We start from the raw sequence: 13,633 nt of genomic DNA on the forward strand, positions 1-13,633 counted from the left end.
GATGATTGACCTGCATACCCATTGTTTTTTCAGCGACGGTGAACTGGTTCCGGCTGAACATCTTCGCCGGGTTGAGGTGCTCGGTTATGCGGCCATTGCCATAACCGACCACGCCGACTCTTCCAATATTGACTTTATCGTTCCCCGGATTCTGAAAGCGGCCCGGGACATGAACCGTTATTCCGCAACCAGGCTGCTCGCCGGAATTGAGTTGACCCATGTTCCGCCGGAAATGATGGCGGAGCTGACGGCATACGCGAGAAAACTTGGGGCCCAGGTGGTGGTCGGACATGGCGAAACCATTGTCGAGCCGGTGAAGCCGGGAACCAACCGGGCGGCCATTGAGGCGGGAGTCGATGTGCTGGCCCATCCCGGCTTTCTCAGCATCGAAGATGCTCGTCTTGCGGCGGAAAAAGGGATTATGATAGAACTGTCCGGTCGAAAAGGCCATTCGCTGACCAATGGTCATGTGGCGAAGATTGCCGAGCAATGCGGCGCCCGACTTGCGGTAAACGCCGATGCCCATGGGCCATCCGATTTTCTCACGGCGGAAATGGCGAGAAATGTCGCCCTGGGCGCCGGCATCAGCTTGAGCCGTTATGAGCAGATCCGCAAAGACATGTCGTCTTTTGTCGCGGCAATCGGCTAGTACATTGTATATGTTAAAGTTTCGGATAAAGCCGTTTTAGTTTTATTCGCGCATCATCTGTTCTAAACTGCCAATCAACCTTAGTCTGGCGGTTATTTCGATCAATGTTCCATGCCGCCACTTCAGCTCGCATCTTCTCGATACAATCAATCCGGCCTGCAAGGCATTGCCGCTTCAATACACTGAGTTCAATCTCTGCTATGTTCAGCCAACTCCCGTGTTTCGGGGTGTAGTGTATTTCAAGACGTTCCGCCAAGCCCCTGGCTTCTTCAGGTGGGAAAGCCGCATAGAGCGAGGCCGTGTCGTGTGTATTGAGGTTGTCCATGACCAAAACTACTTTCTTGGCATCGGCATAACGCTCTTCAAGCATCTCTTTGATGAAATGGGCCCAATCAATCCGTGTCCGCTGTTCAGTAATTTTTACCTTGCGCTTTCCCCCAAGCGGTTCTACCTCAAGTAATATGCTTGCGACCCCATTGCGAACATATTCATCATCCATCAGAACAGGATGGCCAGGGGCTGCCGGAATAGGCTCATGCACCTCCCCGATTAACTGTACACTCGATTCATCCATGCACACAACCGGGAATTCTTGACTATACGGACGCGCATAAACTTCGAGTATATCTTCCATTGCCGCTACAAAACTGGCGTTTTGATCCGGCGGTATCTTCCAGTATTTGCTTTGGTGAGGCTTAAGTTCATTTTTTTTAAAGTGTTACATACCGTCATCGGAGAAACACTCGTTACCATCTTCAGCTCGACCATTTTCTCAGCCAACAGACGTACTGTCCATCGATTTTTACCTTCTGGAGCATCCGAACATGCCAAAGCCAAAAGATGTGCTTCAAATTCTCCTCCGAATTGAATTTCTCGCGGAGGGGTCTCGCGCTCCTTACGTTCAAGGGCGGCAGAAAGACCTTCTTCAACAAATCGTTTCTTTAAGTGTTCTAAACTCCGCGTCGTTGTCCCTAAAGCTTCTGCGACCTGAGTGACAACCCACTTCGGTCCATGTTCCCCCGCATCAAGCAGAAGTAATGCTCGAGCATACAGTACGGTGCGGGCTGCCCTTTTCCCTTTAGTTGAAATAGCCTCCAAATCTTCCCGTTCCTCTTTTGTTAATGTCACTCTGTATCTTGGTGCCATGTCGTCCTCCTTGTATTTTGAAGACGACTATAACAAATATCACGCAAAAATACGAAAACTTAAATTTTACATTGTACTAGGAGTTACAGCGAACAGGAGTGCTTGATGCCGGCAAATTTTGCCGGCCCGATTCCGGGCACGTCGAGAAGTTCACGCATGTCATGAAATCCCTTTCTTGCATCTCGCAGGGTTATGATTCTGCGGGCGAGAGTCGGCCCAATTCCTGGAATTGTTTGAAGCAGTTCCGCATTTGCCCTGTTGATGCTGACCGGTAAAAAAAACAATGGCCGCATCTGGTCGGGAAGAGGACGTTGCAGAAGATGCGTCGGGACAATGGATTCCAGTGTCTGCGCATCTTCTGCGGGAAAAGTGGGGAAAACAGTTTGCAGGCTGATAAGGATGCCGACGACCAGGAGGACGATAACCCGATAATCCTTTTTCATGTCCCCTTTTTGCTTCATGACGCCTGTTTTTTCTTTTCATCCTTCATCAGTTTATGACTGATGCTGTCAACCAGGGCCTGCCAGCTCGCCTCAAGGATATCATGGGAAACGCCGACCGTTCCCCATTCGGAATCCTGATCGCGGGATTCGATCAAAACCCTGACCCGTGCGCCTGTGCCATGTTCACTGGCAAGAACACGGACTCGATAATCACTGAGCCACATTTCAGCCAATGACGGATAAAAACGGGTAAGCGCCTTGCGCAGCGCCTTGTCCAGGGCGTTCACCGGCCCATCGCCCAAGGCCGCCGTGTGCACCACCTCTCCACCGACTTCCAAACGGATGGTTGCTTCTGCCTGGGGGGGCTGATCCATGTCGCTTTTCTGGTTGATAACCCGAAAACTGATCAGGGTAAAATATCGACGCTGCACACCAAGGGCCCTGCGCATCAGCAGTTCAAACGATGCCTCAGCCCCTTCATATTGGAATCCCTGGTTCTCCAGGGTTTTCAATTCCTTGAGTATCGATGTCACCACCGGATCACGGCTGTCGAGATCGATGCCGAATTTCTTGGCCTTATGCAGGACATTGCTTCGTCCCGATTGGTCGGAGATGAGAATTCTGCGGATGTTGCCTACCTTTTCCGGATCAATGTGCTCGTAGGTCAGCGGGTTTCTCTGCACCGCACTGACATGGATTCCTCCCTTGTGAGCAAAAGCCGAGGCGCCGACATAAGGCTGATAACGGTTGTGGGGCAGATTGGCCAGTTCATTGATATACCGGGACGTTTCGCTGAGCTTTTTCAGGTTGCTAGCCGCCTCGAAATTGTAGCCCAACTTCAGGGCCAAGGCGGGAATAACGGAAGTAAGGTTGCAGTTGCCGCACCTCTCCCCGTAACCGTTGATGGTTCCCTGAACCTGACGGGCGCCCATGGTGACGGCAATAAGCGAATTTGCCACGGCGGTTTCCGTGTCGTTATGGGCGTGAATTCCCAGCGCCACATCATGGCCGCACCTGGCAAGATGATTCTGTACCTCCCGGAAGATATCGGGCATTTCGGTGGGCAGGGTGCCGCCGTTGGTATCACACAAAACAAGCAGCTCCGCTCCGCCCTTCACGGCTCTTTCCAGTGTTGCCAGGGCATATTCCCTGTTGTTTTTAAAACCGTCGAAAAAATGTTCCGCATCGTAAAAAAGGTGCTTCACATGGGGGCGGAGATAGGCCAGTGAATCTTCAATGATCAACAGATTATCTTCCAATTCAATGCGGAGCGCCGCATGAACGTGGATATCCCAACTTTTACCGAAGATGGTAATAACCGGGGTGCGGGCGGCGATCAAGGCATTGAGGTTCACGTCCGCATCAGCCGGATTATGAAAAAGCCTGGTGCTGCCGAATGCGGCCACCTGTGCATGTTTGAGGTCGTAATTCCTCATCTCTTCAAAGTACTGAGTCGCGGTTGGATTCGCGCCCGGCCAGCCACCTTCAATAAAATCAATACCGAGCTCATCGAGTTTCAGGCTGACCCGCACCTTGTCTTCAACGGACAAATTGAAGTTTTCGGCCTGGCATCCATCTCGCAGCGTGGTATCGTATATTGTCAGTTGTCTGTTCATGGTTTCTCCATTTTGCGTTGAATCAGCCTATCATTTTTCTTCCAGGGGCAAATTCGCCTTCTCGAGTTCAAAGGCGTCATGCAGGGCTCTGACGGCGAGTTCGGTATATTTTTCATCAATGACACAGGAAATCTTGATCTCAGAGGTGGAAATCATGTGAATGTTGATATTTTCCCGGGCGAGAATATGAAACATGGTGGTGGCGATACCTGAGTGATTGCGCATGCCGACACCGACAATGGACACCTTGGCTATCTTCTGGTCGCCCGTAACGCTTTCCGCCCCTATTTCCTTGGCGATTTTTTCCACGATCAGCATCGCCTTGTCATAATCGGTGCGCGGAACGGTGAAGGTCATATCCGTCATCTCCCCTGCCCTGGTGTTCTGGATAATCATATCCACCACGATGCCGGCATCGGAAATGGGATTAAAAATACGAGAGGCCGTGCCCGGCGTATCCGGCACTTTGCTGAAAGTTATACGCGCTTCATTTTTGTTGTATGTGACACCTGAAACCAGCATGGATTCCATAATTTTATCCTCCTCAACAACCCATGTGCCTTCCGTCTCCGTAAAGGTTGAGCGCACATGGACCGGTACTTTGTATCTTTTGGCCAGACTTACGGAACGGATATCAAGCACTTTTGCACCGAGACTCGCAAGCTCCAACATTTCATCATAGGTTATTCTGTCAATCTTTCTTGCAGACGGACACACGTTGGGGTCCGTTGTGTAGACACCTTCCACGTCGGTGAAAATATCACACTGATCCGCCTGCAGTGCGGCAGCCAGGGCCACTGCCGTGGTGTCGGAACCGCCGCGTCCCAGGGTGGTGATGTCGCCTTTTTCCGTCACCCCCTGAAACCCGGCCACCACGACGATTTTGCCTTCATCCAGGTGGCGCTTTATCAATTCCGAGTTGATCTCCTTGATACGCGCCTTGGTGTGCATGGTGTCGGTACTGATTCGGACTTGATCCCCCAGCAGGGAAATCGAATCCATGCCTGCCGCCTTAACCGCCATTGCAAAAAGAGCGACGGTTACCTGTTCACCGGTGGCAAGAAGAACATCCATTTCCCGTGGGTCCGGAATAGGCTGCATCTGTTTGCTCAGATCAACAAGACGGTTGGTTTCTCCGGCCATTGCCGACAAAACCACCACCATCTGGTTTCCCTTTTTGCGGCAATCCATGACCCGCTTCGCCACTGCTTTGATTTTTTCCGGATTCGCGACGGAAGTACCGCCAAATTTTTGAACAATTAATGTCATATATCCAAACACTCCTGTTTCATGCTTATGGGCTCGTCAGAGCGATAAACCCAGTAAATAGAGTATTGCTGTGAAAATACATCTGTTTTTGTGAACCAAATGCCCCCCTCAAGAAAGATGGCACGCTATTTGCTTTCGCTTAAGCATAAAAAATAGCGGAAACTAAAAGCAAAAATAAATAACAGGAAACAAGCTGTGTTATCAAGGGGAAAGAGAAATTATTCCAAAAAATTACCAAAAAGAGCGCCGGCAACTCGACAAATGGCGCCTGAAAAGGTATAAATTTGGACCTTCTTGTTTTTTTTACTTTTTTTCCCAAATAGATGTTGTAACAACCATAGGATTTTGCTAGAAAATTACAGTATGTTTTTCCGATAATTTTCCAAAGGGATAATTCATGACGAAAGAAAACAAAACGCTTTTGACAAATTTGGCCATTGCTGTCTTTGTTATCACCTTTATCGTTACAAGTTTTAATTTTTATCAGGACGAACCGTCCTCTCCCGCTATCGCCTCGCTGCCGCCTGAAAAGGAAAAAACAGATGCGGTTGAACAGCCCGACAATTTCTTCCACACTCTGGTCGAGGGAACTCTTCAGCGGGGTGATTCGTTAAGCAAGTCGCTGCAAAGATACAACCTGTCCGATGATGTGCGAAAGCAGATCGTCGATTATCTGGCGGATTGCCTTGATTTCCGCCGCCTTCGCCCCAATGACAAATACCGTGTTTATCTTGACGAAGAAGGCCGGCTTCTTCGCTGTGAATATGAATCAGGCCCGCTCGACTGCTATTCCGTCACCCGAGAGGATGACACCTTCAAAGCCCAAAAGGAGGTGGTTGACCTCAACGTCAAAACCTGCATGATCGACGGGGAAATTTCCTCGTCGCTTTTTGACGCCTTTTTTCAGCACAACCTCCAGGCCTCTTTGCTGTATGCCTTTGCCGACATTTTCTCCTCCCGGATTGACTTCAACACGGAAACCCACAAAGGAGACACCTTCCGGCTTGTGTTTGAAGAATTTTACAAAGAAGACAAATTTATCGGCTACGGCAAAATTCTTTTTGCCCGATATCAACAGAAAAATGCCGAGATTTTTGAGGGATATTTTTACTCGCCGGACGACAACAACCAGGGCGCGTATTATGACTCCATGGGCAAAGAGCTTGGCGCCTCTTTCATCAAATCGCCCGTTCCAGTCGGCCGGGTCACCTCAAATTTCACTTTCAAACGCAAGCATCCGATTCTCGGCGTCGTACGTCCCCATCTGGGAGTGGATCTTTCCGCGCCCATTGGCACCCCGATCATGGCCGCCTCTGACGGCAAAATTGTTTCCATGGGTTTCGAGGGGGGATTTGGTCGGCAGGTCGTCCTTTCCCATGCGGGAGGATACAAGACATATTACGGCCATCTGTCCCGTTTTGCCAAGGGTTTGAAAAAGGGAAGCGTCGTCAAGCAAAAAGATATTATCGGCTATGTCGGTTCTTCCGGGCTTTCCACCGGTCCTCATCTTGATTACCGTCTGGAACATCTCGGCAAATTTCAGGATCCGTTTTCCGTGGAAATGCTGCCGAAAACCGTCCTGGCAGGAACGGAAAAAGAACGTTTCAACAACAAAATGTCCACCCTGGCCGGCATGATAGATTCCACTTCAGCCCCGGACACCCTTTATGTTCGTCGTCTGGTTGTACAACCCGAGGACAAGATCACCCTGCTTTAAATGTCCCTCGAACGACCACCCTTTAATATTGTCCTTGTTGAGCCGGAAATCCCTCCGAATACCGGCAGCATAGCCCGTCTTTGCGGGGCCACGGACACCATTCTGCATCTGATTCGTCCGCTCGGCTTCAGCACTGACGACAAGCAGCTGAAGCGTGCCGGGCTTGATTATTGGCAATATGTAACCATCAAATACTGGGATAGTCTTGATCAGTTTCTTGAAGCCCAGGACGAAACAACACTTTATTTTCTCAGTAAAAAAGTTGATCGACCATACACCAAAGCGGTTTTTCATCCCGGAGATTTTCTGATTTTCGGCAAAGAAACCAAAGGTCTCCCCGAGGAAATTCTACGCCTGTATCATGACCGCTGTTTTTCTCTCCCCATGTCCAATCCCCATATCAGAAGCCTCAATCTTGCCATGGCCGCGGGTATTGTCCTGTATGAGGCACTGAGACAACAAAGTTGTTAAGATGACTTTTTTCTCCTTTACCCCCTCCCTTTAACTTGATAAAGTTTTAAATTCACTGCAGGGAACTCTGCGAAATAATCTTGCTGTTCTTGCTCTTTTGTGACGGATCCCCGTGCCGCTCCGAATTTGAAAACATTGATGCTCTCCTGCGAGAGCGGTGCAGAAAATATCACAACTGGTACTTTTTTGTGAGAAAAATTCTTGTCATTGATAATAATCCGGTAATCAGAAAAATTCTGTCCGCGGCCTTGGAAAAAGAAAATTTCCTGGTTTTAACAGCCGAGGACGGTCTTTCCGCCTATGATATGCTGCTGGATTTCACCCCTGACATTATTTTCCTTGATCTGATCATGCCGAATATAAATGGGGAGCAGTTCTGCCAGATGGTCGCGGGCAGAACCGATCTTGCCCGTACCACTATTATCGTTATTTCCGGGGTTGCGGTAGAGGCCCGCGGCGAATGCGAAATCAAAGGGGTTCATGCCTGTATTGCCAAGGGACCGAACCTGGTGAATCATGTGGTGAATGCGGCTCTTCATTTTACCCCAAACCACAATCACGAAAACGGCCATATGGTTTTCGGCACGGAAAACGTTTTTCCCCGGGAAATATCCCTGGAACTGCTGGCCGCCAACCGTCATCTGCGGGTTGTTTTGAATAACATGAGCGAGGGCATTGTCGAGCTTGCCCCTGACAACAGAATAATTTTCGCCAATCCCGCAGCAGCCCTGCTGGTCGGAATGCCCCAGGATAAATTGCTGGCTCTCGACTTCACTTCTTTTTTTTCCGATGCCGACCGGGTACGGATTGTTAACATCCTCCGGAATCCTGAAAAGAAAACAGCATGGCAAATTGATGATGACGCACCGGTTCATTTCAACAATCAGCAGGTGACAATTAATTTTCTTCCTGTTCATGATAAAAAAAGCCGCACAGTCATCGCCATTATCAAGGATGTCAGCAAAACAAAAGTCGCGGAAAAGAGACTGAAGGAAGCAAAAGAGTACCTCCATTCCATTTTCCACTCGGTTCAGGCCGGCATACTGGTCATCGATGCGAAAACAAATCGAATCGCTGATGCAAACCCCAGGGCCCTCGAACTGTTCGGCTTGAACAAGAATGAAATGGAGGGCTACCCCTACCACGATTTCGTCCCCGGACAACAACTTTCCCCTGATATTCCGGAAAACAAAAATGCCGGCCAGGCAACAACCCAGATAATCACCAACAGCCGGGGAGAAAAAATTCATATCCTGAAGACATCAACCGAATGCCTTGTCAATGACAGAAAGTTTATCGTCAAAAGTTTTCTCGACATCACGGAACAGAAAAATCTCGAGGAAAAATTTCATTCTTTGTCCATAACCGATGAGCTGACCGGTCTGCTCAATCGTCGCGGCTTTCTGATGATGGCCAAAAAACAGTTGCGCATAGCCGACAGAAATCAAGGGAAGCTGATGTTGCTTTTTGCCGACGTTGACAATTTAAAAATCGTCAATGACACCTATGGGCATGAAATCGGCGATCTCCTTCTTATGAATGTCGGGAAAATACTTTCTTCTTTCAGAAGTTCCGATATCATTGCCCGACTGGGCGGCGATGAATTCGCCGTGCTTGTTTCAGATGGCTCGGAATCAGACGGCGAACAAAAGCTGAAAGACCGTTTTCAGGTTCTTCTTGATGAAGCAAACCTGGAAAACAAACTTGATTTCGACATCAGTGTCAGCATCGGAGTCGCTACCTATGATGGTGAAAAAATTGCCCAGGTCGAGGAACTCATCGCCGAAGCTGATAAAAGGATGTATCTGTCTAAAAAAGACAAAAAAAACAGATGATGCACGATCATCATTCAGTTGATTCCAACAAAAAAAGCCTGCTTTGAAAAGCAGGCTTTTTTTGTGGAATGCGGTTGAAAAAGCAGAATTATTTACCTTCGTCCTCGCTCAATTCTTTCAAGACAACGGCACCGGCAAGTCCGAGCATGCCAAGGTTTTTGACCTTTTTCATCTCGGGCTTCAAGCGGGCCAGGAGACTCCGACGCAAAGAAGCTGCGGGCATCCCGGTTGGCGTTGACGTGCTGGTCAGCAGATGCATGTCCTTTTTATTGCCGTAATAACGGGAGTTCGGCCCGATACTGACGGCGGTTGACGTCAATCCCACCGCGCCCTTTTTGACGTACTGGGAAACCTCGGAATCCGGGTCATCAAGATCGCCGAAAATCCTGGCATTGGCGAGACAGGTCTGGACACACGCGGGCTGCAGTCCCTTCTCCACCCTGGGCATGCAGTAGGTGCACTTGTCGGCGATGCCTTCACCGCCGATTTCTTCGTTGACGATGTCCTTGTTGACATAACGGGCACTGTAAGGACAGGCATCGGCACAGGCACCGCAACCCAAACAGCGGTCCTGGTCAATCTGGACGGTGCCGTTGAATGGATCCTTGTAGGTGGCGGCAACCTGCATTGTTTTTGTTTGGCCTGTTTTGCCGTCCGTGAATGTTTTTTCTACCGTGTCGGCGGGACAGACATCCACGCATGCAGGCTGATTGCAATGATTGCAAAGGCCGGGATAATAGGTTGACGCAAGACCTTCCGGCGTTTTGGCCGGGCCGAGGCGATGCACCCAGTTCCGGCCCTTATCGGCCGGCACATCCCATTCCGCCTTGCAGGCAATGGCGCAGGCATGGCAACCGATGCATCTGTTTAAATCAATTATCATTCCATACTGCATAAGGGTTTTACCTCCTTAAAGACGTACAGTTGTTCAAGTCTTATGATAAATATCGTAGAGTGCATAATCATAATGATTCAAACGTTGATTATGCAGAGATATCAAGAGTTTTACCGTTCTTGACGATTTTTACGAAATTGTTGCGCATACCATGGCAACCGGTTTCCGGATCAACCGCAAGTTTCGTGATCAATTCCTGATCGTCTATACCTTTTTTAAAACCGGCAGTCATCATCGGGTTTCTGGAGCCATAGCCATGGGCAATATAAATGGTGTCCTTCCGGATGCCTGGTGTGGACTTGATGATGCTGGTTGCAGAGGAAACGACACCCTCGCTGTTTACCAGGCTGACTTCGTCGCCGTCTTGCAGTCCCAGTTTGTTTGCAACGTCATCATTGACCCAAACGGGGTTGACCGGCATCTCATGATTCAACCAGACATTGTTCTGGCTGCGATTGAAGGTATGCACAGGGGAACGGCCATAAACAAGTCTGGCAAATCCCTTGGGAGTTTCTTCAACCGGAATATAGGTCGGCACGCCCGGATAACCGCTGTCCTCCAGGTCCTCATTATAAAGAAGAACCTCAAAATCCTCTGCAACGCCGTAAGGATCCTTGCCGGGCTGAAGATGAATACCATCCTCTTTGCGGATCTGCTCAAGGGAAAGATTGACCGTGGCAAGCTCCTTGTCAATCTTTTCTTCAAGGCTTTTTACCGGGATCTTGTCGGCGTAGCCCATGCGCGTGGCCAGTTCGTTGGTAATCCACACCTGATCCTTGCGTTCAAACATGGCCTCAACCAAGGGCATTCTCGGGGCAATGAATTGCTGATGCGGATCGGCAAAATTCCACTGAGTGCCTGTCTTGATGTAATCGTACCTTTCCAGGTAGGACGCTTCAGGCAACAGGATGTCCGCATACATGGTGATGTCGGTGGGCATGACATCAACGCACATGACGAAATCCATTTGCTTTAAGGCATCTATTGTTTTCTGCTGATTCGGGATGGTTTGCATGGGGTTCTGGCCCCAGATAACACACGCCTTGATGGGATATGGCTTGCCGGTCAGGCAGGCCTCCCTGATCAGATCAGTGGGCGTACCGGGAGGAGAATAATGATGCTTGTCCGCCATCAGACGAAGATTATGCTCACCACTATGTTCACCCTTGGGCCAGCCTATCCCTTTTACCTTGGGCCCTTTCGGTTTGACAAAACCGCCGGGAACGCCGATGGCGCCGAGCAGGGCGGTCAGACAACCCTGGGCGCGCATGCGCTGGAAATCGTTGCCGTGCCAGCTCACATGGCGGCCCGGATGAATGGAAACATTCGGGGCGTTGGCGGCAAGCAGGTCGGCGACCTCCTGAATCTGCTCCACCGGCACATCACAAATTTTTGCGGCCCAATCCAGGGAAGCATGAGAAATGCCTTTCTTGAATTTTTCAAACCCGACACAACGTTCGCCGACGAATTTCTTGTCGTATTTATCTTTTTCCAGCAGGTAATTCATGACAGCCAGCATGAATGCGGTATCCGTACCGGGCTTTATCTGCACCCAGATATCGGATTTGGCGGCGGATGCGGAATAACGGGGGTCAAGAACGACCAGTTTTGCGCCGTTCTCCAGGCCTTTCAGGTATCTCTTCAGGTGGGAGACATGAACATTTTCGCCCAAATGGTCACCGACCAGAAAGATCACTTTGGCATTGGCCATGTCGACATTCTCACCCGGAGGCGTGCCGAAGGTAGCCATGTACCCGGTGTCCCGCAAGCCGCGGCACTGAAAGAAGGATGCCTCGCTCACATTGTGGGTGCCGATGACGTTTTCCAGATACTCCATGGGGTATTTCGCCGATGCGCCATGAGGAAACATGGCGATTCCGTGGGCTCCGTATTTGGTTTCTACGGCTTTCAACTTGGTCGCGCATTCATCAAGGGCCTCTTCCCAGGTGATGCGTTTCCATTTTGGATTGCCTCTTTCACCGATATTTTTCATCGGATACTTCAGGCGATCCGGATCATACAGCAGTTTGATGCCGGCGTTGCCGCGGGCACAGATGGCAGTCCCGTTATCAATGCCTTTCGGGTTGCCTTCAAGCTTGACAAGCTTTTTATCTCGTACTTTCCCCACCACATTACAACGCCAAAAACACATTTCACAGACACCGCCGGTGACCGTCTCGGTAGCAACGGCACTGCCGGGTGCTGTGAATTTGTTTGGTGCAAACCCGGTTTCCGCCGACACAACTTTGGCCAGCGGAATCGACGCAGCCGCCAAAGACGTGGTTTGCAGGAACTTGCGTCGTGTCATTTTGATAGACATATTAAAGCCCCTCCCTCGTAAAAAAAACGATTAATTTCATCACCACCCGGTAATAAGGATGATGAGCCTCCTCAATAACCTTGTCCATGAAAATTGAAAACCAGGGGGTGAAAAATTTCTCAAGAAACTCTTTTTCTCCTTTTTCGTCTTCTTCATGCGCAAGTAAAGCCAAAAATTCCAGTTCGTAAACAATATGATCAGGAAGGTCATCTTCCCGGACCAGGGAAAATCCCTTCTCCCTGTAAAACTTCTTCGTTGATTCAGCGATTCTGCCGTAGAAGGTGCCGTCGCCCCTGTAATGGACAGAGGCATAGGGTGGCGCGATGACATGGGGCACGGCATTGATGAAAAGGCGGGTATGTTCAACCTGAATATCTTCGATGAAATCCGAAGATTCTTGCCGAGACGTGAGCAACTCCTCTCTTTCCGCATGAAAGTGCAACTCGGCAAGAAGAGAAAGCAGGGCAGACCAGTACTCTTCCGTGAACCAATCCGTTGTCGGATATCGCATTGATTGCGCAAGGAATCGATAAACATCCGCCATGGAATTTTTACTTTCGGCACTGGTCATGTATTTTCCGGATCGCCTCCATAGAAAAAAACTATTAGTGCGGCATTTGTCACAAAATGGTAATATTTACAGGAAAGATTAAACGGTGTCAACCTGGATGCAACAAGATTCCTGACAGGATATATATGACGGACATGGAGAATGAGCCGTTTCGTTCAGGGCAACGAAACGCCGGATATCATGCGTTGCCGCTTCATCCGGACTTTTTCAGGAAAACGGGGAAAACTGCAGGCAGTCGGCGTCAATCACAGAGAGGCGGAAAAGAAGCGAGATTCAGCAGTTCGATAATATCGGATGGAAGCTTGGCCAGTTTCCCCGTCATGTTCACCGAGGCATGAATGGTAAAGCCTTTTACCAGCAATTTGTTTCCCTCTGATTTCAGGATGTGATGATTAAAACGCCAGGAAAAAGCTGAAATCTGCTGCATGGAGGTTTTGATGGTAATGAGATCATCATATCGAGCAGGTGCCTTGAAGCGCAAATAGCTTTCCACCACCGGCAGAATAAACCCGCGTTCTTCAATTTGACGATAGGAACAGACGTGTTCCCGCATGAAGTCAGACCGTCCAAGTTCGAAAAAACGGAGATAGTTGGCGTTGTAGACCACTCCCCCGGCATCGGTGTCGCCGTAAAGAACCCGGTAGGAACTCAGCTGGACGGGATCGGTCAGGTTGATCTTAAGTAAAGACATTTCCACAAGA

The 13,633-nt window shown here is 49.5% G+C and carries 13 protein-coding genes; 4 read left to right on the forward strand and 9 right to left on the reverse strand.

The window, feature by feature from the left end; translation table 11 throughout:
- Position 1 precedes the first annotated feature (1 nt).
- On the forward strand, positions 2–649 hold the full coding sequence (locus BM485_09805) for a PHP domain-containing protein (GenBank protein ID OKY75308.1): 648 nt from the start codon (positions 2–4) through the stop codon (positions 647–649).
- 13 nt (positions 650–662) lie between these two features.
- Here the strand turns inward: BM485_09805 and BM485_09810 are convergent, their stop codons facing one another.
- The 5 genes from BM485_09810 to BM485_09830 all read right to left on the reverse strand — a co-directional run bounded on the left by BM485_09810 (position 663) and on the right by BM485_09830 (position 5,123).
- A complete protein-coding gene (locus BM485_09810; GenBank protein ID OKY75259.1) occupies positions 663–1,283 on the reverse strand; it encodes an IS630 family transposase in 621 nt (206 codons plus the stop codon).
- A gap of 5 nt (positions 1,284–1,288) precedes the next feature.
- A complete protein-coding gene (locus tag BM485_09815; protein ID OKY75260.1) occupies positions 1,289–1,795 on the reverse strand; it encodes an IS630 family transposase in 507 nt (168 codons plus the stop codon).
- An 83-nt stretch (positions 1,796–1,878) separates the two neighbouring features.
- Complete coding sequence (locus tag BM485_09820) at positions 1,879–2,256, reverse strand: hypothetical protein (GenBank protein OKY75261.1); 378 nt, start codon at positions 2,254–2,256, stop codon at positions 1,879–1,881.
- Positions 2,253–3,854 carry a citramalate synthase gene (locus tag BM485_09825; protein OKY75262.1) on the reverse strand — a complete coding sequence of 534 codons (1,602 nt, stop codon included), beginning with the start codon at positions 3,852–3,854 and terminating at the stop codon, positions 2,253–2,255. The genes BM485_09820 and BM485_09825 overlap by 4 nt, the downstream gene beginning before the upstream one ends.
- A 30-nt stretch (positions 3,855–3,884) precedes the next feature.
- Positions 3,885–5,123: an aspartate kinase gene (locus tag BM485_09830; GenBank protein OKY75263.1), complete on the reverse strand. Its 1,239-nt coding sequence runs from the start codon at positions 5,121–5,123 to the stop codon at positions 3,885–3,887.
- 397 nt (positions 5,124–5,520) lie between these two features.
- Here BM485_09830 and BM485_09835 point away from each other — a divergent pair, with 397 nt between their 5' ends.
- The 3 genes from BM485_09835 to BM485_09845 all read left to right on the forward strand — a co-directional run bounded on the left by BM485_09835 (position 5,521) and on the right by BM485_09845 (position 9,146).
- Complete coding sequence (locus BM485_09835; GenBank protein ID OKY75264.1) at positions 5,521–6,840, forward strand: hypothetical protein; 1,320 nt, start codon at positions 5,521–5,523, stop codon at positions 6,838–6,840.
- The gene (locus tag BM485_09840; protein OKY75265.1) at positions 6,841–7,311 is read left to right on the forward strand and encodes a tRNA (uridine(34)/cytosine(34)/5-carboxymethylaminomethyluridine(34)-2'-O)-methyltransferase TrmL; all 471 of its coding nucleotides are present in this window, start codon (positions 6,841–6,843) and stop codon (positions 7,309–7,311) included.
- Between the two features lie 80 nt (positions 7,312–7,391).
- The gene (locus BM485_09845; GenBank protein ID OKY75266.1) at positions 7,392–9,146 is read left to right on the forward strand and encodes a hypothetical protein; all 1,755 of its coding nucleotides are present in this window, start codon (positions 7,392–7,394) and stop codon (positions 9,144–9,146) included.
- A gap of 88 nt (positions 9,147–9,234) precedes the next feature.
- On the opposite strand, the gene BM485_09850 is transcribed toward BM485_09845, so the two are convergent.
- From BM485_09850 to BM485_09865, 4 genes are all read right to left on the reverse strand, one after another.
- Positions 9,235–10,041, reverse strand: coding sequence for a 4Fe-4S ferredoxin (locus BM485_09850; protein OKY75267.1), 807 nt, complete (start codon positions 10,039–10,041; stop codon positions 9,235–9,237).
- Positions 10,042–10,129: 88 nt separating this feature from the next.
- On the reverse strand, positions 10,130–12,361 hold the full coding sequence (locus BM485_09855; protein ID OKY75268.1) for a twin-arginine translocation pathway signal protein: 2,232 nt from the start codon (positions 12,359–12,361) through the stop codon (positions 10,130–10,132).
- 1 nt (position 12,362) lies between these two features.
- A complete protein-coding gene (locus tag BM485_09860) occupies positions 12,363–12,932 on the reverse strand; it encodes a hypothetical protein (GenBank protein ID OKY75269.1) in 570 nt (189 codons plus the stop codon).
- A gap of 241 nt (positions 12,933–13,173) precedes the next feature.
- The gene (locus tag BM485_09865) at positions 13,174–13,623 is read right to left on the reverse strand and encodes a thioesterase (protein ID OKY75270.1); all 450 of its coding nucleotides are present in this window, start codon (positions 13,621–13,623) and stop codon (positions 13,174–13,176) included.
- Between the last annotated feature and the right edge of the window lie 10 nt (positions 13,624–13,633).

The organism is Desulfobulbaceae bacterium DB1 (genome assembly GCA_001914235.1).
Taxonomy (GTDB): domain Bacteria; phylum Desulfobacterota; class Desulfobulbia; order Desulfobulbales; family SURF-16; genus DB1.

What these genes read in the sequence shown, in the direction of transcription:
- BM485_09835 (OKY75264.1), top strand. Translation starts at nt 5,521, where the DNA reads ATGACGAAAGAAAACAAAACGCTTTTGACAAATTTGGCCATTGCTGTC.
- BM485_09865 (OKY75270.1), bottom strand. Translation starts at nt 13,623, where the DNA reads ATGTCTTTACTTAAGATCAACCTGACCGATCCCGTCCAGCTGAGTTCC.
- BM485_09805 (OKY75308.1), top strand. Translation starts at nt 2, where the DNA reads ATGATTGACCTGCATACCCATTGTTTTTTCAGCGACGGTGAACTGGTT.
- BM485_09830 (OKY75263.1), bottom strand. Translation starts at nt 5,123, where the DNA reads ATGACATTAATTGTTCAAAAATTTGGCGGTACTTCCGTCGCGAATCCG.
- BM485_09815 (OKY75260.1), bottom strand. Translation starts at nt 1,795, where the DNA reads ATGGCACCAAGATACAGAGTGACATTAACAAAAGAGGAACGGGAAGAT.
- BM485_09825 (OKY75262.1), bottom strand. Translation starts at nt 3,854, where the DNA reads ATGAACAGACAACTGACAATATACGATACCACGCTGCGAGATGGATGC.
- BM485_09840 (OKY75265.1), top strand. Translation starts at nt 6,841, where the DNA reads ATGTCCCTCGAACGACCACCCTTTAATATTGTCCTTGTTGAGCCGGAA.
- BM485_09860 (OKY75269.1), bottom strand. Translation starts at nt 12,932, where the DNA reads ATGACCAGTGCCGAAAGTAAAAATTCCATGGCGGATGTTTATCGATTC.
- BM485_09855 (OKY75268.1), bottom strand. Translation starts at nt 12,361, where the DNA reads ATGTCTATCAAAATGACACGACGCAAGTTCCTGCAAACCACGTCTTTG.
- BM485_09820 (OKY75261.1), bottom strand. Translation starts at nt 2,256, where the DNA reads ATGAAGCAAAAAGGGGACATGAAAAAGGATTATCGGGTTATCGTCCTC.
- BM485_09850 (OKY75267.1), bottom strand. Translation starts at nt 10,041, where the DNA reads ATGCAGTATGGAATGATAATTGATTTAAACAGATGCATCGGTTGCCAT.
- BM485_09810 (OKY75259.1), bottom strand. Translation starts at nt 1,283, where the DNA reads ATGGAAGATATACTCGAAGTTTATGCGCGTCCGTATAGTCAAGAATTC.